This is a genomic window from Actinomycetospora aurantiaca, from assembly GCF_037401875.1.
Classification (GTDB): Bacteria; Actinomycetota; Actinomycetes; order Mycobacteriales; family Pseudonocardiaceae; genus Actinomycetospora; species Actinomycetospora aurantiaca.
The window spans coordinates 75743-96043 of record NZ_JBBEGN010000010.1 but is presented as its reverse complement, the minus strand read 5'-3'; the positions used below and the strand labels follow the sequence as shown (position 1 = coordinate 96043).

Genomic DNA, 20301 nt, shown 5'->3' with positions numbered 1-20301 from the left:
TCACGAGCCGGAGGCACCTACTCGGCGACCTTCGAGATCGCCTGGGCCCAGAGGAAGTACTTGTTCGTGCCCAGGTCGCGCACAGTCTTGATGTTGAACGCGTCCTTGAGGTGCTGCGCGTCGCCCTCGGACACGCCCTTGAGCGCGTCCACCGGCGCGTCGGCGATCTCCGCGGCGCTCTTCGACGCGTAGTCCTTGTCGACCTTGTCCTCGATGCCCGCCATGCCGGGTCCCCTCCTCGTCGTCACGGCGCGGGACGTCCGCGCCCGCAGAGGTCTCTTTACCGCATGACGGTCGGGTCGAATCCCGCCCCGCGCCGACCGAGGAGCGTCTAGTCGACGCCCGATTCGATCGCCGCGCGGTCCAACGCGGACTCGTCGGTGTCGGACTCCGCGCCGCGCCCGGTGATCGCGTCCGCCCGGCCCTGCTCGAGCTCGCCGACGAACGCCGCCTGTCCGGTCAGCTGGCCGAAGGCGGCGTACTGCTCGAGCTTGGTCCGGGAGTCGGCGATGTCGAGGTTGCGCATCGTCAGCTGCCCGATGCGGTCCAGCGGGCCGAACGCCGCGTCCTCGGTGCGCTCCATCGAGAGCTTGTCCGGGTGGTAGGACAGCGACGGGCCCTCGGTGCGGACGATCGTGTAGTCCTCGCCGCGCCGCAGGCGGACGGTGACCGAGCCGGTGACGGTGCGGCCGATCCAGCGCACGATCGACTCGCGCAGCATGATCGACTGCGGGTCCAGCCAGCGGCCCTCGTAGAGCAGCCGGCCGAGCCGGCGGCCCTCGTTGTGGTAGTTCGCGATCGTGTCCTCGTTGTGGATCGCGTTGAGCAGACGCTCGTAGGCGAGGAAGAGCAGGGCCATGCCGGGCGCCTCGTAGATGCCGCGGCTCTTGGCCTCGATGATGCGGTTCTCGATCTGGTCGCTCATGCCGAGCCCGTGGCGGCCACCGATCCCGTTGGCGGCCATCACGAGGTCGACGTTGTTCTCGAACCGCTCCCCGTTGATCGCCACCGGGTAGCCCTGCTCGAACGAGATCGTCACGTCCTCGGGCTCGATCGCCACGGACGGGTCCCAGAACCGCACGCCCATGATCGGCTCGACGACCTCGAGGGACTCGTCGAGGTGCTCCAGGGTCTTCGCCTCGTGCGTGGCGCCCCAGATGTTGGCGTCGGTGGAGTAGGCCTTCTCCTTGCTCGCGCGGTAGGGCAGGTCGTGCTCGGTGAGCCACTGGCTCATCTCGGCCCGCCCGCCGAGCTCGTCGACGAACTGCGCGTCCAGCCACGGCTTGTAGATGCGCAGCTGGGGGTTCGCCAGCAACCCGTAGCGGTAGAACCGCTCGATGTCGTTGCCCTTGTAGGTCGACCCGTCCCCCCAGATGGAGACCCCGTCGTCCTGCATGGCCCGCACCAGCAGCGTGCCCGTCACCGCGCGGCCGAGCGGCGTGGTGTTGAAGTAGACCCGCGAGCCGGACCGGATGTGGAAGGCGCCGCACATCAGGGCGACGAGCCCCTCCTCGACGAGGGGGCCGCGGCAGTCGACCAGGCGTGCGATCTCGGCGCCGTACTCCTTCGCCCGGTCGGGCAGGGTGGCCATGTCGTCCTCGTCGTACTGCCCGAGGTCGGCCGAGTAGGCGCACGGCACGGCTCCGTGGTGGCGCATCCAGGCCACGGCCACGGAGGTGTCCAGGCCCCCGGAGAACGCGATGCCGACACGCTCGCCGACCGGGAGATTCGTCAGGACCTTCGACACGGGTCAGAACCTATCTCCCGGGTCCGTGTGACCCGGGAATCACCCGGACCACCCGTCGTCGGGAACGATTCCCCGTCCCGACGACGGGTGCCGCCGATCAGAACGAGGCGACGTCCAGGTCCATGAGCGAGTTGTCGGCGCCCTCGACGATCGCGCGGCGGGCGGTGAGCTCCGGCAGCACGTTCTTGGCGAAGAAGTGCGCCACCGCGATCTTGCCCTCGTAGAAGGCGGTGTCGCGGGCCGAGGCCCCCCGGTCCAGCGCGGCGATCGCCACGTCGGCCCCGCGCAGCAGCAGGTAGCCGATCAGCATGTCGCCGACCGAGAGCAGGAACCGGACCGCGTGCTGGCCGACCTTGTACAGGTTGGTCACGTCCTCCTGGGAGGAGGTGAGGTAGCCGACCATCGTGCCGAGCATGGCCTGCACGTCGGCGAGGGCGGTCGCGAGCAGCGCCCGGTCCTCCTTGAGCCGGCCGTTGCCGCCCTCGGCCTCCAGGAACGACTGCACCAGTCCGGCCACGTGGACCAGCGCCTGGCCGTTGTCCTTGACGATCTTGCGGAAGAAGAAGTCCTGCGCCTGGATCGCCGTGGTGCCCTCGTAGAGCGAGTCGATCTTGGCGTCGCGGATGTACTGCTCGATCGGGTAGTCCTGCAGGTAGCCCGACCCGCCCAGGGTCTGCAGCGAGCCGATCAGCTGCTCGGACGCGCGCTCGGACCCGACGCCCTTGACGATCGGCAGCAGCAGGTCGTTGACCTTCTCCGCGAGGGCGACGTCCTCGGCGGACACCGCGCCGGCCTCGGCGTCCGGCGCCGCGCCCAGCCGCACGGTGTCCTGGTAGGTCGCGGTGAACGCGTAGACCGCGCGCAGGCCCTCCGCGTACGCCTTCTGCAGCATGAGGCTGCGGCGCACGTCGGGGTGGTTGGTGATCGGCACGCGGGGCGCGGCCTTGTTGGTCTGCTGGGTGAGGTCGGCGCCCTGGATGCGCTCCTTGGCGTAGTCGAGCGCGTTCAGGTAACCGGTCGAGAGGGTGCCGATCGCCTTCGTGCCGACCATCATCCGGGCGTACTCGATGACCTGGAACATCTGGGCGATGCCGTCGTGGACGTCGCCGAGCAGGAAGCCGGTCGCGGGCACGCCGTTCCCGCCGAAGGTGACCTCGCAGGTCGCCGAGGCGTTCAGGCCCATCTTGTGCTCGACGTTCGTCACGAAGGCGCCGTTGCGCTCGCCCGGCTCGCCGGTCTCGGGGTCGAAGTGGAACTTCGGCACCAGGAACAGCGACAGGCCCTTGGTGCCCGGCTTCGCGCCCTCGGGGCGCGCCAGGACCAGGTGCAGGATGTTCTCGACGAGGTCGTCGGAGTCGGCCGAGGTGATGAAGCGCTTGACGCCCTCGATCGACCACGTGCCGTCGCCGTTGTCGCGAGCCTTGGTGCGGCCGGCGCCGACGTCCGAGCCCGCGTCCGGCTCGGTGAGCACCATCGTGGCGCTCCAGGCGCGGTCGACCATGACCTGCGCCCAGTGCTTCTGCTGCTCGGTGCCGTTGCGGTAGATCACCGAGGCGAAGTTCGGGCCGGTCATGTACATGAAGACCGGGGCGTTCGCGCCGAGGATCATCTCCGCGGCCGACCACTGGATCGACGGGGGCACGCCCATGCCGCCGATGGCGTTGTCGGCCGAGAGGCGCCACCACTCGGCGTCCCACATCGCCCGGTAGGACTTCTTGATGCCCTCGTCGAGGTGGGCGGTGTGGGTCTGCGGGTCGAAGCGCACCGGGTTGCGGTCGCCGGACTCGTAGGACTCCGCCAGCGGGCCCTCCGCGAGCGCCGCCGCCTCCTGCAGGAGGGCGCGGGCGGTCTCCTCGTCGGTCTCCGCGAAGGGTCCCTGGCCGAACCGGTCCTGCACGCGCAGCAGCTCGAAGAGGGTGAACTCGATGTCGCGGACGTTGGCCCGGTAGTGGCTCATGACGTGAGAACTCCTGCTCTCCTCGACGAGGACCCGCCCGGTGGCGGCGGGCGGGAGCCGGTGCGTACCGGCGGGTAACTGCAGGCTATTACCGCGCGGTAACCGTGTCGAGGGCAGATCCCTAACAGGCGGGGGTGGGACACTGGCGGGCCGGACGAGGGGGTGGCACGTGGGCGCTCGCACCCGCAGGGCGCTCGAGTCGGTGCGGACCCTGCTCGTGACGTCCGACCCGGGGCTCGCCCGGCTCCGGCTGGCGTCGGTCGCGGTCGCGTCGATGGCGCTGGCCGCCGGGCTCGTGGCCGGCGGCCGGGCCACCCTCGCCCCGGACGAGCCGGTCACGGTCGTGCTGTTCGGCGGCGTGCTGGCGATGATCTCCAACCTCGCGGTCAACGAGAAGACCGTCGCCCGCCAACGCGTCACCACCGCAATGATGGCCCTGCCGGCCCTCGCGTCCACGGTCGCCGGGACCCTGCTCGCGCCCCACCGCGTGGTCGCCGACGTCGTGTTCGTGGCGGTGATGATCGCCGCGGTCTACGTCCGCCGGTTCGGGCCGCGGGGCTTCGCGCTCGGCATGGCCGCGTTCATGCCGTTCTTCTTCACCCAGTTCCTGCAGGCGAAGCCGCCGCAGATCCCGGCGCTGTGCGTGGCCGTCGGGATCGGGCTGGGGTCCACGCTGCTGCTGCGCGGCGTCCTGTTCGCCGAGCGACCCGAGCGCACGCTGCGCCGGCTGGTCGACGCGTTCCGGGCCCGGGCGCACGAGATGGTGCTGCGCGTCGACGAGGTGCTCGCCGAGGCCCAGCGCGGCACCGGGCCGGCGCCCGGGACCCACGAGCACGAGCAGGTGGGCGAGGCCGTCCTGGAGCGCCTCTACCGCGCGCGGCGGCGGCTGAACGAGACCGCGCTGCTCGTGGAGGACCAGCTCGAGCACAGCGCGGCCGACCGGGTGTGGCCCGGGCTGGAGAACGACCTGCTCGCACTCCGGGTCGTGGACGTCGAGCTCGGCCTGGAGCGGCTGGGCGTGGCGACGCGGCGGATGGTGCGCGGCGCGCAGGCCCAGCGGCCGACCGCGCTCGCCCTGACCGCGCTGCGCACCGGCGTCGCGCACCTCGCCCGGGCCACCGACCGGAACGTCGGGCACCGGACGATCCTCGACGAGCTCGCCGACGCCCGCGGCGCCGTCGCCGGCCTGGTGGCCGACACCGGCCCGGGCCTCGAGCGGATGCAGCGCGCCGCCTTCGCGGTGCGCCGGGTGGCCGACTCGGTGGAGTACGCGCAGCGCGACCTCCCCGCCGGGAGACGCAGCGCAGCGGAGCTCGACCCGGGTCGCCGTCCCGGCGAGCCCGTGACCGCGGGCATCGAGCTGCCGGGCGTGCCCCGGGCGGCGGCGAGCCCGGTAGGGATGGCGGCGCAGGCCGCCCCGGACGGTCTCCGCGAGGGCCGCCCGGACCCCGACGACCCGTCGTCGGGAACGGACGACCCGGACCGCGGGCTCCTTCTCACCACCCGGCAGTCCGTGCAGGTGGGCGTGGGCACCACGATCGCGATCGTGCTCGGGGAGCTGCTCGCCCCCACGCGCTGGTACTGGGCGGTGATCGCCTCGTTCGTGGTCTTCGCGAACACGGCCAGCCGGGGCGACCTGCTCTCCCGCGGCTGGGGGCGGGTGCTCGGCACCGTCGGCGGCGTCGCGGCGGGCATGGGCCTCGCCGCCCTCGCGGCCGGGAACCAGATCCTCTCGCTGGTGCTGCTGTTCGGCTGCGCGTTCCTCGCCCTCTACCTGGTGCGCGTCTCGCCGAGCATGCTCGCCTTCTGGATCACCGCCGTGCTCGCGCTCGTGTACGGGCTGATCGGCCAGTTCAGCGTGCAGACGCTGGTCCTGCGCATCGAGGAGACGCTGGTCGGGGTCCTCGCGAGCGTCGTCGCGGCCTTCCTGGTGCTGCCCAAGGGCACGCGCGAGGCCTTCGGCGAGGCCGTGGAGGAGTTCGTCGACACGGCCGACCGGGTGCTCGACGCCGCGGTCGCGACGATCCTCGGACGGGGCGCCGGCACGCCCGCGGCCCTCGAGGGCGCGCGGGACATGGACACCGCCCTCGCGACGCTGCGGGCCCGCACGCGGCCGCTGCTGGTGGACACCCCGCGGCGGCGGGGCCGGTCGAGCCACCGCCGCGCGCTGCGGGTGTTCACCATCGTCGACCACTACGCCCGCTCGCTCGCCCGGACGGCCGCCGACCTGGGCTCCGACCCGACCCCCGGCTGGGGCCCGACGCTGGAGCCGGCGCTGGCCGCGGTGCGCGCGAACCTCGACGGGCTGCGCGACGTCCTGGTCCGCGGGAAGCGGCGCTCGGACGGCGGGCAGGTGCTCGTGCACTCCGCCGAGGAGCTCGTCGACCGGGCCGAGGAGCAGGCCGCGCGCAGCCGGGACCCGGGCCGGCGCAACGACGCGCTCGTGGTGACCCGGCTGCTGCGCCGGGTCGACCAGGCCGTCGTCGCCCTCGCCGTCGACCTCGGGGCCGCCCGGGAGGAGGCCCCGGACGATCAGTCGCCGAGCAGCCGGGTCAGCGCGGGGTTGGCGAACACGCGGTCGGGGTCGTAGTCGTCGCGGACCCGCACGAAGTCGGCGAAGCGCGGGTAGGCGGCGGCCACGTCGACGGCGTCGAAGTCGTGCCGCGTGCCCCAGTGCGGGCGGCCGCCGTGGGCGCGCATCACCGCGGCCGTGCGCGCGAACACGGGACCCGGGTCGGTCCCGCGGGGGACCCGGACGGCGACCCACCCGGTCGCGCGGCCGTGGGCGGGGTGCAGCCAGCCCCGCTCGGCCGGCCCGACCCGCATCCGCACCGGCAGCCCGGTCTCCAGCCCGTCGGCGAGCTGCGGCAGCAGGGCCCGCAGGCTCGCGACGAGCCGCTCGCGCGGGACCGCCCACTCGCTCTGCTCGTAGCGCACCGGCGGCGGGTCGGACAGCACGCGGTGCCCCGGGCCGGTCGCGGACACGGTGCGGGCGAGGCGGGGCACGACCTTGTTCAGCGACGGGGCGAGCCGGGGCAGGGCGCGCTCGACGACGACCGCCCCGCCCAGCGCCGTGCGCCCGGTGGCGCCGGCGCTGGTGACCCCGACGCCGCGCTCCGCCTCCTCCCCGTCGGTCGCCGCGGTGCCCGCCCACCGCGCCAGCGCGGTCGACGACGACGGGAACAGGGCGGCCTCGGCGAGGTCGTGCGCCTCCCAGAAGCCCGGGTCGAGGACCTCGTCGAGGGGCCGCCGGGCCCGGGTCACCGTCAGCGGGGCGGCCGGGACCACGGCGAGCTCGGCGTCCAGGACGACGCCGAGGGCGCCGAGCGCCGTGCGGGCCGCGTCCAGGTCGGCGCGGGGCACGTCGCGGACCTCGCCGCGGCCGTCGACGAGGCGCAGCGCGATCACCTGGTCGGCGATCGAGCCGCGGGTCGAGGCACTGCCGTGCGCGCCGACGGCGAGGGCGCCGCCCAGGGTCGGGGCGCCGAGGTCGAGCGGGACCGGCAGCGCGAGCCCGCGCTCGGCCAGGCTCTCCTGGAGCTCGCCAATCGAGGTCCCGCCTCGCACGCGGACGGTCGCGCCGGCGCCCGCGGGCGCGGCGGAGACGCCGGTGATGCCGGAGAAGGCGGAGGCGTCCAGGTGCACGCCGTCGGTCACCGCGAGGTCGGAGAAGCCGTGCCCGGAGCCGACCGGGCGGACCGTCTGCCCGCGCTGCGCGGCGCGCCGGATCACCCCCGCGACACCGGCGTCGTCGAGGGGCCGCGCGGTCGCGACGGGCCGGCAGCGCTGCCCGCCCGACCAGTTCGTCCACACCCGGGTCACCCTAGGGGGCGACGGCGGGCCCCGGACGCGAGGAACGGCCCGCCGCTGCGCCGGACGCAGCAGACGGGCCGTTCGGATGCGCGCGGGTCAGGCGACGAACCGGCCGATCGCGACGTCGACCGCGTCGCGGGTGGTCGCGCCGACGGTCTCCGCCGCGGACTTCGCGTTGCCGGTGAAGTCGGTGTCGGACGCCGAGCCGGTCAGCTCGCGGGTCTGCTTCGCGAGCTTGCGCGAGGCCCGGCGGGCCCGCCAGCCCAGCGACGGCTTGCCCTCGGTGTCGACCGCGGCCAGGACGAGGCCGCCGAGCAGGCCGAGGTTCTTGAGGAAGTGCTGCTCCTGGGCGGTGCGGTCCTCGCCGTCGTACTCCCAGAACGCGTGGCCGACGACGGTGGTCGGGATGATGCTGGCGGCGAGGGCCAGGGACGCGATCCGGGGGAACTTGCCGAGCGCGAGGAGCACTCCGGCGCCGATCTTGACGCCGGCGTCGATCCGCACCAGCTGGTCGGGCTCGGTGGGCGCCTGCGGCGGGAGCTTGTCGCCGACGGCGTTCTGCGCCTGCTGGATCTTCGGAGCCGCCTTGCCGACGCGCGGCTCCGGGTTGAGCAGGGTGTCGATCCCGCCCTTGATGAAAATCGCGGCCAGCATCGGCCGGGCGAGACGGCGGACGAGCATGTGGGGGACCTCCAGGCGGTCAGGGCTTCCGGCGCTGGGCGGGGCGATACCCCACGCCGTGCGCGGGCACACCTCCCCGGGCACGACGACGGGCCCGCCACCCGCGGACGGCGGGTGGGCGGGCCCGGTCTCGTGCCTGCCGTGCGTGGTGTGCCGGACACCCCCGACGGGTCCGGACCACCGACTCAGCGACGCAGGACGTGCCTGCCGCTCTCCGGCTCGGTGCGCGGACGCCGCCGGCGCTCGGCCCGGCGCCGGAGCTCCTCCTCGGGGGAGGCCGCCGGGCCCAGGTCGTCGAGACCGGGCGGCGGGACGGCGTCGACCGGGGCGAGCCGGCGGCGGCCGGCGTCCTGCGCGGGGAAGGGACCCGAGCCCGGGTGCGGCGCGGGGATCCAGGCCCCGCGGTCCGCGCGGTCCGAGGGCACGTGCCGGTAGCGACCGTCCTCGTAGCGGCGCTCCTCGGACACCTCGTGCGCGACCGATCGGAAGATCGGCTCCGCCTCGAACGGGTCGCCCGGGGTCGACGCGAGCGCGGGCCGCAGCCGCTCCTGGCGCGCCCGCTGGTCGGCCAGGAAGCGCTCCCGCGCCCACTGCTCACGCCGCCGGGGGTCGACCTCCGGGCGCTCCCGGCGCCCGGACGCCCCGACCGGCTCCAGGCGCGCGGGCTCGTCGTACGCCCACGACCCCGTGTCGTCGAGACGCCATCCGCCGCGCACCGTCTCGTCGCGCCAGACCCACATGTTCCCCACCTCCGCCGTTGAACCACACGGTCCTGCTGACGCTGCGACGAACGGCGGCGCCCGTTGCTCGCTCGCGTCTTGAGGGGCAACGGCAGCCCCGGCGCGCACCTTTCGGGCGACGCGCCGAACGAATCGCGACACGCCCGAAGACCCCCTGACCGTGTGTCACTCCAGAGGAGCAGAACCACATCCGTGTCGTTCCCCCGACGGCCCGTCACCCGCGGTCACATCGACGCGCTCGACCGGGCACCCGGGTGAGTCGCCCGCCTCCGCGAGGCGCACACGGCCGGTCGTCCACCCCATCGAGCGGATGCGCACGGTGGTGGCACACCCCATCGAGGCAGGTCGTGCGGCCGCGTCGACACTGCGGCCGCACGCGCCAGCCGGGACGATCGCTCCCGTGAAGTGCGTGGTGACCGGCGCGACCGGCTACATCGGCGGACGGCTCGCCCCGCGTCTCGCGGCCGAGGGCCACGAGGTGCGGTGCGTGGTCCGCACGCCCGCGAAGATGAAGGACATCCCCTGGGCCCAGCAGGACCCGGTCGAGATCGTCGCGGGCGACGTGCTCGACGAGGACTCGATGCGCGCCGCGTGCGCGGGCGCCGACGTCCTGTTCTACCTCGTGCACTCGCTCTCGGAGTCCGGGTTCGCCGAGGTCGACCGGCACGCCGCCCTGATCACCGCCCAGGCCGCGCGCGACGCCGGGATCCGCCGGGTGGTCTACCTCGGCGGCATCCACCCCTCCGGGGTCGAGCTCTCCGAGCACCTCGCCTCCCGGGCGGAGGTCGGCGAGATCTTCCTGCGCTCCGGGGTGCCCACGGCGGTCCTGCAGGCGGCGGTCATCCTCGGGTCGGGCTCGGCGAGCTTCGAGATGCTGCGCTACCTCACCGAGCGCCTGCCGGTGATGCTCACGCCCAGCTGGGTCCACCACCGCGTCCAGCCGATCGCGATCCGCGACGTGCTGCACTACCTGGCCGGCGCGGTCGACCTCCCCTCCGACGTCAACCGGACCTTCGACATCGGCGGACCCGACGTCCTGACCTACCTGCAGATGATGGAGGGCTTCGCCGACGTGGCGGGGCTGCCGCCCCGGCGGATGCTGCCGGTCCCGGTGCTCACGCCCCGGCTGTCGTCGCACTGGGTCAACCTCGTGACCCCCGTGCCCCGCTCCACGGCCGTGCCGCTGATCGACTCGCTGGTGCACGAGGTCGTCGCCGACGAGCACGACATCGACGACCACGTCGCCCCGCCCGAGGGCGGCCTCACCAGCTTCCGCCGGGCGGTCGAGCTCGCCCTCACCCGCATCCGCGAGGGTCAGGTGGAGACCCGGTGGTCCGGGGCCAACGCCCGCTACGCCCCGTCCGACCCGCTGCCCTCCGACCCGCTGCCCTCGGACCCGGAGTGGGCCGGCGGCACCGTCTACACCGACGTCCGGGAGCGGCCGGCCGCCGCGACGGCGGAGACGCTGTGGCAGGTCGTGGTCGGGATCGGGGGCAACCGCGGCTGGTACTCGTTCCCGATGGGCTGGTGGGCCCGCGGGGTCATCGACCGGCTCGTCGGCGGGGTCGGCCTGCGCCGCGGACGCCGGGACGAGGACACGCTCAAGGTCGGCGACGCCCTGGACTGGTGGCGCGTCGAGGAGTGCATCGAGGGCGGCGGGCAGGACGACGCCTCGCCGTCGGTGCCGGACCTCGAGGACGGCGAGTACCTGCTCCGCCTGCGGGCCGAGATGAAGGCGCCCGGGCTGGCGTGGCTGGAGCTGCGGATCGCCCCGCGCCCGGGCGGGTCGCTCTACCGGCAGCGGGCGATCTTCCTGCCGCGCGGACTCGCCGGGCACGCGTACTGGTGGGTGATCGCCCCGTTCCACGTCCTGGTGTTCGGCGGCATGGAGCGGCGGATCGTCGCGGCCGCCGAACTGGCCGAGGGCAGCGGCCCGCTCGCCGCGCCCGACGGCGGACACGGCCCGGTGGCCGTGTGGCGCCGCCGGCGGCGGGACCGGGCGCTGCGCGACGCCGAGAAGGCGCGCAGCCGCGTGGGTGCCTAGGAGGCTGCCGCGTCCAGGCGCTCCGCGGCGGCGCGCGGCAGCTCGAGGGTGCCCGCGCCGCAGTTCTCCTCGAGGTGCTCCAGCGAGGCGGTGCCCGGGATCGGGAGCATCACCGAGCTGCGCTGCAGCAGCCAGGCGAGCGCGACCTGCGCCGGGGTGGCGCCCAGCTCGACGGCCACGTCGTGCGCGGCGTTGCCCTCGTTCGCGAGGTTCCCGGCGTCCGCGGGGGCCCAGGGGATGAACGCGACGCCGTGCTCGGTGCAGTGGCGCAGCTCGGCGTCCGAGGAGCGGTCGACGAGGTTGTAGCGGTTCTGCACCGAGGCCACGTCCACGATCGTCGACGCCGCCTCGATCTGCGCCACCGAGACCTGCGACAGGCCGACGTGGCGGACCTTGCCCTCGCGCTGCAGGTCGGCGAGCAGGCCGTACTGCTCGTCCGCCGCGACGTGCGGGTCGACGCGGTGGAGCTGGAAGAGGTCGATGGTCTCCACGCCGAGGCGGCGCAGGCTCATCTCGCACTCCTGGCGCAGGTAGTCCGGGCGCCCGCAGGGGATCCAGCGGTTGGGCCCGGTGCGCAGCAGCCCGGCCTTCGTCGCGACCCGGACCTCGCGGTAGGGGTAGAGCGCCTCCCGGACGAGCTCCTCGCTGACGTACGGGCCGTACGAGTCGGCGGTGTCGATGAAGTCGACCCCGAGCTCGACCGCGCGCCGGAGCACCGCGATCGCGTTGTCGTGGTCCTTCGGCGGGCCCCAGATGCCCTCGCCGGTGAGGCGCATCGCGCCGTACCCGAGGCGCCGGACGGTGAACTCCCCGCCCAGCGAGAACGTCCCTGCCGCGGCCGCCGGTGACTGCGTCGTCGTCACGTGGCATCTCCTTCCCCGCGTGCTGACGCGGACCGTCAGCGTGTCATCCCCGGCCGTGGCCGGACCGGCACAGTGGGCGATCTCCCACGTCGGGCTCGTCCAGCGGTCATCCGGTTCGCCGACACCACGGCCTCATGTCACATGGTCCGGTGTCATGCGACCGGCTGGAGACGGTTCGTCGGCGAAGCGGGCCGCCACCCGGTCCGCGCTCGCCCGGGCCCGCGCGGTCGTCGCGACGACCCCCAGGACACCGACCACCGCGGTCGCGAGCACGACCACGCCCCACGCCACCGGCAGGCCCGCACCGACCGACGCGGCCGCGGCCACCACCGTCCCGCTGACCGCGACGCCGAACGTGGACCCCACCTGACGGCTGGTGGAGGCGACCGCGGCGGCGACGCCCGCCTGGGCGCGCGGCATGCCGCTGACCGCGGTGTTGGTGATGGGCGGGTTCACCATCCCGAAGCCGACCCCGAACAGGGCGAAGGCGACGAGCAGCACCCACAGCGGCGTCGCCGGCCCGACCTGCGTGAGCACGACGGCGACCACCGTCATGGCCACGCCCGCCGTCACCAACGAGGGGCGCGCGCCCCGGGAGCCGACGAGCCGCCCCGACAGCGGGGCGCAGACCGTCGTCGTGACCGCCGCCGGGAGCAGCACCAGACCGGCGGCGAGCGCGGAGAGGCCCCGCACGTCCTGCAGGTAGAGCGTGGAGAGGAAGAGGAACGACCCGAAGGCAGCGAACGCACAGACGGCGACGACCGTGGCGCCCGAGAACGGGATGCTGGCGAAGAAGCCGAGCTCGAGGAGCGGCTCGCGGCGGCGCCGCTCCCACCACAGCAGGGCGGCGAGCGCGACGAGGGCGACCGCACCCAGCCCGACGATCACCGCGGAGGTCCACCCGAGGCGGGGCGCCTCGATCACGGCGGTCGTCAGCGAACCCAGCAGCACGACGACCAGCGCCTGCCCGACCGGGTCCGGCCGCCGGGCGTGCGCCGCCCGCGAGTCCGGCACGAACCGCGCCGTCAGGGCGATCGCCGCGAGGACGACCGGCACGTTCACCCAGAAGATCGCCCGCCAGCCGACCGTCTCGGTCAGCACCCCGCCGAGCACCGGCCCGAGCCCGAGCGCGATCCCGACCACCGAGCCCCAGATGCCGATCGCCCGCGCCCGTTCGCGCGGGTCGGTGAAGACGTTCGTGACGATGGACAACGCGATCGGGTTGAGCATCGTGCCGCCCGCGCCCTGCACCACCCGCGCGGCGATCAGCCAGCCGACGGTCGGCGCCAGGCTGCAGAGCAGGGAGCCGAGCCCGAAGACCGCGAGGCCCACCTGGAAGGTGCGCCGGCGCCCGACCCGGTCACCGGTCGCGCCCGCGAGCATGAGGAAGCAGGCGAGCACGAGGGTGTAGGCGTCGACGGTCCACTGCAGCCCGGTGATCGACGCCGCGAGATCGGCCCGGATCGCGGGCAGGGCGACGTTGACGATCGTGATGTCCATGGAGACCACGAGCAGGCTCGTGCAACAGATCGCCAGCACGAGCCAGCGGTGCCGGGCACCGCCCCCGAGGTCGTTGGCCATGGCAACGAGCGTAGGCGCCGTCCGCACGGGGGTAGTCCGCGCACCGTGCCGCCGCCTGCCGTCGTGCTGACCACCACCGACTCCGACGACGAGGCGCAGCGCCTGGCGCGCGGTCTCGTCGACGCCCGGCTCGCCGCCTGCGTGCAGATCGTCGGGCCCGTCCGCAGCGTCTTCCGCTGGGAGGGCTCGGTGTCGGTGGAGCCCGAGTACCAGCTCGTCGTCAAGACGACCCGGGTGCCCGAGGTGACCGACTGGATCGTCGCCAACCACTCCTACGACGTGCCCGAGGTGCTCGCCCTGCCCGTCGTCGGGGGCCATGAGACGTACCTGACGTGGGTGGCGGACGAATCGTCCGGTTAGCCTGAGCAACGATGACCGTCACCGAGGCCCCCGCTCTCCGGCAGGGTGACGCCGGCTTCCGGCGCGTCTCGGTCGGGCTGCTCTTCGCGGGCTTCACCACGTTCGCCCTGCTCTACGCGACCCAGCCGCTGCTGCCCCGCCTCGTCGAGGTCTTCGCGATCTCGCCCGGGACCGCGTCGCTGTCGGTGTCGGTGACCACGGGCGGGCTCGCCCTGGCGATCGTCCCGGCGTCCGCGCTCTCGGAGCGGTGGGGACGGCGACCGGTGATGCTGTGGTCGCTGACGGCGGCGGTGCTGCTGGGCCTGGCCGCGACGGTGGCGCCGAGCTTCTGGCTGCTGCTGGTGCTGCGCGCCCTGGAGGGGGTCGCCCTGGCCGGGCTGCCGGCCGTGGGCATGGCGTACCTGGCCGACGAGATCGACGGCGGCCACCTCGGCGCCGTGATGGGGCTCTACATCGCGGGGAACTCGATCGGCGGCTTCGGCGGGCGCATCGTGGTGAGCGCGCTGGGCGACCTCACCGGCTCCTGGCGCCTGGCCCTCGGCGGGATCACCGCGCTCTCCGGGGTGTGCCTGGTCGTCTTCTGGCTGGTCCTCCCGCCCTCGCGCCGGTTCACCCCCGGGCCGGTGGCGCCGTCGACCCTGGTCGCCTCGGCGCGGGCACACCTCGGCGACCCGGTCCTGCGGCGCCTCTTCGCGACCGCCCTGCTGCTCACGGGCACCTTCGTCTGCGCCTACAACTTCGTCGCGTTCCGCCTGCTCGGGCCGCCGTTCTCGCTCTCCGAGCTGCTCGTCGGGTTCGTGTTCGTGCTCTACGCGGTCGGGACCGTGACGTCGTCCGTGGCGGGTCGGGTGTCGGGCCGGTTCGGGGCGCGCACCACCGTGCTGGCGGCCTGCGGGGTCGCCGCCCTGGGGGCGGTCGCCATGCTCGCGCCGGTCCTCGCGCTCGTCGTCGGCGGCCTCGCCCTGCTGACGGTCGGCTTCTTCGCCGGCCACGCGGTCGCGTCGGCGTGGGTGGGCCGCCGGGCGGAGCACGCCCGGGCCCTCGCCTCCGGGATGTACCTGTTCTCGTTCTACGTCGGCTCGTCGGTCGGCGGGACTCTCGGCGGCGTGGTGTTCGGGGCCGGTGGGTGGTCGGCGACGGTGGGCTTCCTCGTCGTGCTGCTCGCGGCGGCGGCGGTCGTGGTGGCGCCGATGGAGCGGGTCGCGGCCGCGTCCGCCCGCTCCGCCCGCTCCGCCCGCTCCGGCGAGCGAAGGGCCCCTTCCGTCGAGTAGACGGGCCGTGGGCGCCCCTCGCCATGGAGCGGGCGTTCCGGCCGTGGGCGCCCACGGCCGGCTCTTCCGAGCGATGGGCCCCGTCGCTCGAAATCGGACTCCGCCGCACGGCACACTCGGGGCATGGACGCCGTCCTCGCGGGAGACAGCACGACGGCCGGCCATGACGACCTCGCGGCCGCCCGCGGCGGGGACGCACCCGCCTTCGACCGGCTGGTCGGACCGCTGCGTCGCGAGTTGCACGCGCACTGCTACCGCATGCTGGGCTCGGTCCACGACGCCGACGACGCCCTGCAGGACGCGCTGCTGCGGGCCTGGCGGGGGATCGGCCGGTTCCAGGGCCGCAGCACGGTGCGCTCGTGGCTCTACACGGTCGCCACCCGCACCTGCCTCGACCTGGCGCAGGCCCGCGGGCGGCGCGCCCTGCCGATGGACCTCGGGCCCTCGTCGCCGGAGCCCGTCGTCGGCGACGCCCCGGCCGAGGTGGCCTGGCTGACGCCGTACCCGGACACCGCGCTCGCCGTCGAGGAACGCGAGTCCGTGGAGCTCGCGTTCGTCGCCGCGCTGCAGCACCTGCCCGGCAACCAGCGGGCGGCGTTGCTGCTCTTCGAGGTGCTCGGGTTCTCCGCCGCCGAGATCGCGACGACGATGGACACCTCGACCGCCTCGGTGAACTCCGCCCTGCAGCGGGCCCGGAAGATCGTCGCGGAGAAGGTCCCACCGGTCTCGCAGGCACGCACGCTCGCCGAGGTCGACGACGCCCGGCTGCGGGCGGTCGTCGCGGGCTACGCGGCGGCCCTCGAGGAGGGCGACGCCGACCGCCTCGTCTCGCTACTCACCGAGGACGTGACGTGGTCGATGCCGCCGCTGCCCGGGTGGTACGCCGGCCTGGCCGCGGTCGACGCGTTCACCCGGGCCGTGCCCCTCGGCGACTGCGGGACCTGGCGGACGCTCGCGACGACCGCGAACGGCCAGCCCGCCCTCGCGCTCTACCTGCGCGGACCCGCCGTCGCGCAGGGTCCGGACGACGAGGCCTACCGCGCCTGGTCGCTGACGGTGCTGACCCTGCGCGGCGACCGCATCGCGGAGCTGACCTCGTTCATCGGCCCGGAGCACTTCACGACGGCGGGTCTCCCGCTCGCGCTCGACTGATCAGTCGCCCGCGTTCGGCTCCAGGTGCTCCTCGGACGCCGCCTCGCCCGCCGGGAAGACCTCGGACACCTCCGGCTGGTCGGGTTCGGTGTTCACCCCGGTCAGCGGGGCGGCCGGGGGAACGACGGTCGACCGGTCGGTCTGGTTCTCGCTGCTCATGACGTGGGTCCTCTCGTGGTGGGTCCACTCGGCTACCCGCACCGTGGCCCACGTCACCTCTCCGACCGGCCGGGTCTCCGGTGGCGGAGAGCCGGCCCACACCCTGGTCGTCGTCGAAAGGATCGGCGCCCCCTCCCGGTTCGCGCTCGACAGCGCCGCGCGCCTGGGAACCCACCTCGTCAACGCCGCGAACGACTCCGCCGTCCTCGCCGCGGCCGCCGAGCTCGGACGGGACGGGCACTGCCGGCCCCTCGTCTCCCACGTCGTCCCTCTCGACGACGTGGTGAAGGCCCACGAACTCGCCGCCGGCGGCAGCGGCAAGGTCGTCGTCACCTTGCCCTGACCGGTCACTCCTCCGGCGCGAACACCCGCAGGAGGTCCGCGAGCAGGCCGTAGTAGCCCACGAGCGCGGTCACCTCCACGAGCCGTTCCTCGCCGAGGACGTCCACCCAGGACCGGTACGTGTCGTCGTCCACCGCGCCGTGGTGGCAGAGCGTCCGGGCGGCGACGTCGACGGTGTGCTCGAGGGGATCGGGCCAGCCGATCTCGGCGTCGGCGGCGAGCCCTGCGAGTTCGTCCTCGGTCAGGCCAGCGCGCCGGGCGATCGGCTCGTGGGCGGCGCGCTCGAAACGGCTGTCGCGCACCCCGGCGACCCGCAGGATCGTCAGCTCCCGCGCGCGGTCGGACAGGGTCCCGCCGTAGCGCAGCGCCGCGCCCAGGGCCTGGAGCGGTTCCCCGACGGCGGGTGCCCGCAGCATCGCGTCGAACGGGCCGCGCAACGACCCGTCGTCGTGCACCAGCCCGCTCCCCGCCCGCGGTCCGCATGCGATGGCGTCGTAGACCCGTCGTCCGGAAGGGTCGAGTTCCTCGGGGCGCAGACGTCGGACGCGGGCCATCCCCACATCGTGCCGCGCCGATCGCGGCGCCTGGCGATCTGCGAGAGGTACGTGAGACAGGTTCCGGGGCGGGTCCGCCTGCCTGACGTACCACTCGCGGATTCGGCGAAGCCGACGTCAGCCCCGGGCGAGGTCGGCGAAGCGGCTGTAGTGCAGCTGGTGCGCGATCGGGATCGTGGCGGTGGGCCCGTTGCGGTGCTTGGCCAGGATGATGTCGGCCTCGCCCGCCCGGGGGTCGTCGCGCTCGAACGCGTCCGGGCGGTTGATCAGCATCACCATGTCCGCGTCCTGCTCGAGCGAACCGGACTCACGCAGGTCGGAGAGCTGAGGCTTCTTGTCCGTGCGCTGCTCGGGACCACGGTTCAGCTGGCTCATCGCGACCAGCGGGATCTCCAGCTCCTTGGCCAGCAGCTTGAGCTGACGGGAGAACTCCGAGACCTCCTGCTGGCGACTCTCGACCTTCTTGCCCGAGGTCATCAGCTGCATGTAGTCGAGGATGATCAGCCGGAGGTCGTGACGCTGCTTGAGCCGCCGGGCCTTGGCGCGGATCTCCATGATCGTCATGTTCGGCGAGTCGTCGATGAACAGCGGCGCCTCGGAGATCTCGCTCATCCGCCGCGCGAGCCGGGTCCAGTCGTCGTCGGTCATCGTGCCTGCGCGCATGTCGGCCAGGCGGATCTTCGCCTCGGCCGAGAGCATGCGCATGACGATCTCGGTGCGGCTCATCTCCAGCGAGAACACGCAGCTCGTGAGGCCGTGCTTGACGCTCGCCGAGCGGGCGAAGTCGAGGCCGAGGGTCGAGTTGTGCGTGGGGACCATCGATCGGCCCGCGAGATACAGGTGCTCGGCGTTGTCCACCTCCACGCAGCGGACCGGCACGGAGTCGATCGGTCGGACGTCGGTGACGTACCGCCGGCTCGTCCGGACGTCGGACGTCGCCCGGCTCCGCTCCTTGTGGACGAGTCGCTTCCGCTCGAGCTGGAAGACCTGCTCGGTGGTGCTGAAGGTGACGAGGTAGGCCGTGCTCGACGCCACGGTCCGCCCTCGCACCGCCTTCGTCGAGACGGAGCACCGGAGGCCCAACGAGCAGACGAGCTCCGCCAGGTCGCGGGCGAGCCGCTCGTGGACGACCGCGAACTGGACCGCACCCGTCGGCAGCACGATGCCGTCCGAGTCGAGGAGGCCCGCGAGGAGAGCACGCCGCTGGGCTTCGGAGGCCCGGAGGTAGGCGGCGGGAATGTGCTTGTCACCCAGCACCCCGAGGGTCCGCAGTCGGCCCTGCACGGTGCCGCCGTCAGGGAGGCGCAGCCCGTAGCGCATCGCAGCGCCGACCTTCGGCGCGAGGAGTCCTTCGGCCTCGATCAGCGCGGCGACCTCCGGGTCCGCGCTGGTGAAGGTAGCGCTGTCCGTCGTGCCGTCGCCGAGCCAGATGCCGAGGGCGTAGGGCGGCACGAGCAGCTCCTGTTCGGGGAGCTGCAGGGCGCGGCACGTGTCCACGGAGTGGTTGAGGCGGGCGTCCGCGGTCGGAGTGCGGAGGGTCGCCGCGATCTCCTCCGTCGTCCGCACGGCGGACGAGACCCGGGGCGAGCGACGGGACGCCCGGGTGTCGGTCAGCCACTGGTGCTGTGCGTCCGCGACGATCACGGTGCCGTCGGAGAACGTGACCTCGTAGCACGGGCGCCCGACCATCACCTCGGTCGCCGCCACGACGCGGGTGGGTCGGCCCTCGGCGTCGACGAGCTCGTCGCCGACGGCGACCTCGCCCATCGTGGTCCAACCCGACGGGGTCGCCAGAGCGGTGTCCAGCGCGAGCGCCTTCCCGATCCCCGGCCGGGCCGCCACGATGATCATCTGCCCGGCGTGCAGACCGTTCGTGACGTCGTCGAGGTCGGCGAAGCCGGTCGGCACGCCAAAGGACACCCCGCCGCGCGAGGCGATGGCGTCGATCTCGTCCATCGTCGGCTGCAGGACGTCCTCGAGGGCCACGTAGTCCTCGGTGACCCGCCGGTCGGTGACCTCGTAGACGGCCGCCTGGGCGCGGTCGACGACGTCGTCGGTGTCCGCGCCGTCGCCGCCGTGGTAGCCGAGCTGGACGATGCGCGTCCCCGCCTCGACCAGGCGCCGCAGGATCGCGCGGTCGGCCACGATCTCGGCGTAGTACGACGCGTTCGCCGCCGTCGGCACGCTCGCGATGAGGGTGTGCAGGTAGGGCGCGCCGCCGACGCGGAGGAGCTCGCCGCGGCGCTCCAGATCGGCCGACACGGTGACCGCGTCGGCCGGCTCACCGCGGCCGTAGAGGTCCAGGACGCACTCGTAGACCGTCTGGTGGGCGGGACGGTAGAAGTCGTCCGGCTTCAGCAGCTCGATGACGTCGGCGATGGCGTCCTTGCTCAGCAGGACCGCCCCGAGCACCGACTGCTCGGCCGCGATGTCCTGCGGCGGCTGGCGGTCGAACTCCGGGCGCCCCTCGCCCTCGCCGGAGCGCGACGACCGCGGGCCGCCGTACCCGCCGTCGCGTCCGCCCGCGCCCCGTTCGTCGAGCACCGCCACCGATTGCTCCTCCCAGGAGTCCCCGACCACTGCCGACCGGAGTCGAACTCACGTTCGCACAGGGCCCCGACAGTCACCGGCGTCCACCGGCCGACGGGCACGCTAGGGCCGTCCGACCGGAGGCCGGTAGGCGGTGGTGTGCACGTCCCTGTTGATGGACTGGGGACCGATGACCATGCACAGGCACCCGAGGTGGGCGCACCTGGGGACAACCTGTTGGCAACTCCTCCGAGATCGCCGTCCTCGCAGGTCAGCGCCGTGTGCACGGTGGGGACAACAAGTGGATCGGCATGTCGCCGCACGATGGTTCCCGGCGTGTCGCGACACGCTCACCCTGCGTCGAGACGACCGGCCGACACCGCGCGGCGGGCGGCCGGATGGCCGCCCGGTGACCTCTCGGCGCTCCGTGACGACCCTGTCCACAGGCCGTGACGACCACCTTGAGTCCTCCCGCCGATCGGCGAGGAGGGCCGACCGGGTCCGGACA

Annotated in this window: 17 protein-coding genes; 6 read left to right on the top strand and 11 right to left on the bottom strand. The window is 73.9% G+C overall.

The annotated features are described in order from the left end of the window. Positions 1–17 precede the first annotated feature (17 nt). The 3 genes from WCD74_RS19745 to WCD74_RS19735 form a co-directional block, all read right to left on the bottom strand. Positions 18–224 carry a hypothetical protein gene (locus tag WCD74_RS19745; protein ID WP_286050978.1) on the bottom strand — a complete coding sequence of 69 codons (207 nt, stop codon included), beginning with the start codon at positions 222–224 and terminating at the stop codon, positions 18–20. Positions 225–331: 107 nt separating this feature from the next. Beyond that, a complete protein-coding gene (gene argG / locus WCD74_RS19740) occupies positions 332–1747 on the bottom strand; it encodes an argininosuccinate synthase (RefSeq protein ID WP_337696581.1) in 1416 nt (471 codons plus the stop codon). A gap of 97 nt (positions 1748–1844) precedes the next feature. Next, on the bottom strand, positions 1845–3704 hold the full coding sequence (locus tag WCD74_RS19735) for an acyl-CoA dehydrogenase (RefSeq protein WP_337696580.1): 1860 nt from the start codon (positions 3702–3704) through the stop codon (positions 1845–1847). A gap of 169 nt (positions 3705–3873) precedes the next feature. Here WCD74_RS19735 and WCD74_RS19730 point away from each other — a divergent pair, with 169 nt between their 5' ends. Then, complete coding sequence (locus tag WCD74_RS19730; RefSeq protein WP_337696579.1) at positions 3874–6294, top strand: FUSC family protein; 2421 nt, start codon at positions 3874–3876, stop codon at positions 6292–6294. Here WCD74_RS19730 and WCD74_RS19725 read toward each other — a convergent pair. The 3 genes from WCD74_RS19725 to WCD74_RS19715 form a co-directional block, all read right to left on the bottom strand. After that, positions 6237–7517, bottom strand: a complete 1281-nt coding sequence (locus tag WCD74_RS19725; RefSeq protein WP_337696578.1) for a D-arabinono-1,4-lactone oxidase — start codon at positions 7515–7517, stop codon at positions 6237–6239. The genes WCD74_RS19730 and WCD74_RS19725 overlap by 58 nt on opposite strands. A gap of 96 nt (positions 7518–7613) precedes the next feature. Continuing rightward, positions 7614–8198: a DoxX family protein gene (locus WCD74_RS19720; RefSeq protein ID WP_337696577.1), complete on the bottom strand. Its 585-nt coding sequence runs from the start codon at positions 8196–8198 to the stop codon at positions 7614–7616. A 185-nt stretch (positions 8199–8383) separates the two neighbouring features. Beyond that, complete coding sequence (locus WCD74_RS19715) at positions 8384–8938, bottom strand: hypothetical protein (RefSeq protein ID WP_337696576.1); 555 nt, start codon at positions 8936–8938, stop codon at positions 8384–8386. Between the two features lie 400 nt (positions 8939–9338). Between WCD74_RS19715 and WCD74_RS19710 the strand changes: the two genes are divergently transcribed. Continuing rightward, on the top strand, positions 9339–10982 hold the full coding sequence (locus tag WCD74_RS19710; RefSeq protein WP_337696575.1) for an SDR family oxidoreductase: 1644 nt from the start codon (positions 9339–9341) through the stop codon (positions 10980–10982). Here WCD74_RS19710 and WCD74_RS19705 read toward each other — a convergent pair. Continuing rightward, positions 10979–11845: an aldo/keto reductase gene (locus WCD74_RS19705; protein WP_337696574.1), complete on the bottom strand. Its 867-nt coding sequence runs from the start codon at positions 11843–11845 to the stop codon at positions 10979–10981. The two genes, WCD74_RS19710 and WCD74_RS19705, sit on opposite strands and share 4 nt — an antisense overlap. Before the next feature lie 132 nt (positions 11846–11977). Continuing rightward, positions 11978–13426, bottom strand: coding sequence for an MFS transporter (locus tag WCD74_RS19700; protein ID WP_337696573.1), 1449 nt, complete (start codon positions 13424–13426; stop codon positions 11978–11980). Positions 13427–13489: 63 nt separating this feature from the next. Between WCD74_RS19700 and cutA the strand changes: the two genes are divergently transcribed. The 3 genes from cutA to WCD74_RS19685 all read left to right on the top strand — a co-directional run bounded on the left by cutA (position 13490) and on the right by WCD74_RS19685 (position 16209). Next, positions 13490–13786, top strand: coding sequence for a divalent-cation tolerance protein CutA (cutA, locus tag WCD74_RS19695; protein ID WP_337696572.1), 297 nt, complete (start codon positions 13490–13492; stop codon positions 13784–13786). 11 nt (positions 13787–13797) lie between these two features. Continuing rightward, positions 13798–15057 (top strand): MFS transporter, encoded by a 1260-nt coding sequence (locus WCD74_RS19690; RefSeq protein WP_337696571.1) that lies wholly within the window; start codon positions 13798–13800, stop codon positions 15055–15057. Positions 15058–15180: 123 nt separating this feature from the next. After that, entirely contained in the window at positions 15181–16209 is a 1029-nt protein-coding gene (locus WCD74_RS19685) for a sigma-70 family RNA polymerase sigma factor (protein WP_337696570.1), read from the top strand. Here the strand turns inward: WCD74_RS19685 and WCD74_RS19680 are convergent, their stop codons facing one another. Then, complete coding sequence (locus tag WCD74_RS19680) at positions 16210–16368, bottom strand: hypothetical protein (RefSeq protein WP_337696569.1); 159 nt, start codon at positions 16366–16368, stop codon at positions 16210–16212. Between WCD74_RS19680 and WCD74_RS19675 the strand changes: the two genes are divergently transcribed. Then, entirely contained in the window at positions 16367–16711 is a 345-nt protein-coding gene (locus WCD74_RS19675; RefSeq protein WP_337696568.1) for a zinc-binding dehydrogenase, read from the top strand. The two genes, WCD74_RS19680 and WCD74_RS19675, sit on opposite strands and share 2 nt — an antisense overlap. 4 nt (positions 16712–16715) lie before the next feature. Here WCD74_RS19675 and WCD74_RS19670 read toward each other — a convergent pair whose 3' ends face one another. Both WCD74_RS19670 and dnaB read right to left on the bottom strand, forming a co-directional pair. Then, positions 16716–17264 (bottom strand): carboxymuconolactone decarboxylase family protein, encoded by a 549-nt coding sequence (locus WCD74_RS19670; RefSeq protein WP_337696567.1) that lies wholly within the window; start codon positions 17262–17264, stop codon positions 16716–16718. A 117-nt stretch (positions 17265–17381) separates the two neighbouring features. Then, positions 17382–19814 carry a replicative DNA helicase gene (dnaB, locus tag WCD74_RS19665; protein WP_444876346.1) on the bottom strand — a complete coding sequence of 811 codons (2433 nt, stop codon included), beginning with the start codon at positions 19812–19814 and terminating at the stop codon, positions 17382–17384. Positions 19815–20301: the final 487 nt, after the last annotated feature.

Coding starts and splice junctions, on each gene's coding strand:
- WCD74_RS19745 (WP_286050978.1), bottom strand. CDS start 224: ATGGCGGGCATCGAGGACAAGGTCGACAAGGACTACGCGTCGAAGAGC.
- WCD74_RS19735 (WP_337696580.1), bottom strand. CDS start 3,704: ATGAGCCACTACCGGGCCAACGTCCGCGACATCGAGTTCACCCTCTTC.
- WCD74_RS19720 (WP_337696577.1), bottom strand. CDS start 8,198: ATGCTCGTCCGCCGTCTCGCCCGGCCGATGCTGGCCGCGATTTTCATC.
- WCD74_RS19715 (WP_337696576.1), bottom strand. CDS start 8,938: ATGTGGGTCTGGCGCGACGAGACGGTGCGCGGCGGATGGCGTCTCGAC.
- WCD74_RS19700 (WP_337696573.1), bottom strand. CDS start 13,426: ATGGCCAACGACCTCGGGGGCGGTGCCCGGCACCGCTGGCTCGTGCTG.
- WCD74_RS19690 (WP_337696571.1), top strand. CDS start 13,798: ATGACCGTCACCGAGGCCCCCGCTCTCCGGCAGGGTGACGCCGGCTTC.
- WCD74_RS19685 (WP_337696570.1), top strand. CDS start 15,181: ATGGACGCCGTCCTCGCGGGAGACAGCACGACGGCCGGCCATGACGAC.
- WCD74_RS19675 (WP_337696568.1), top strand. CDS start 16,367: ATGACGTGGGTCCTCTCGTGGTGGGTCCACTCGGCTACCCGCACCGTG.
- WCD74_RS19680 (WP_337696569.1), bottom strand. CDS start 16,368: ATGAGCAGCGAGAACCAGACCGACCGGTCGACCGTCGTTCCCCCGGCC.
- WCD74_RS19670 (WP_337696567.1), bottom strand. CDS start 17,264: ATGGCCCGCGTCCGACGTCTGCGCCCCGAGGAACTCGACCCTTCCGGA.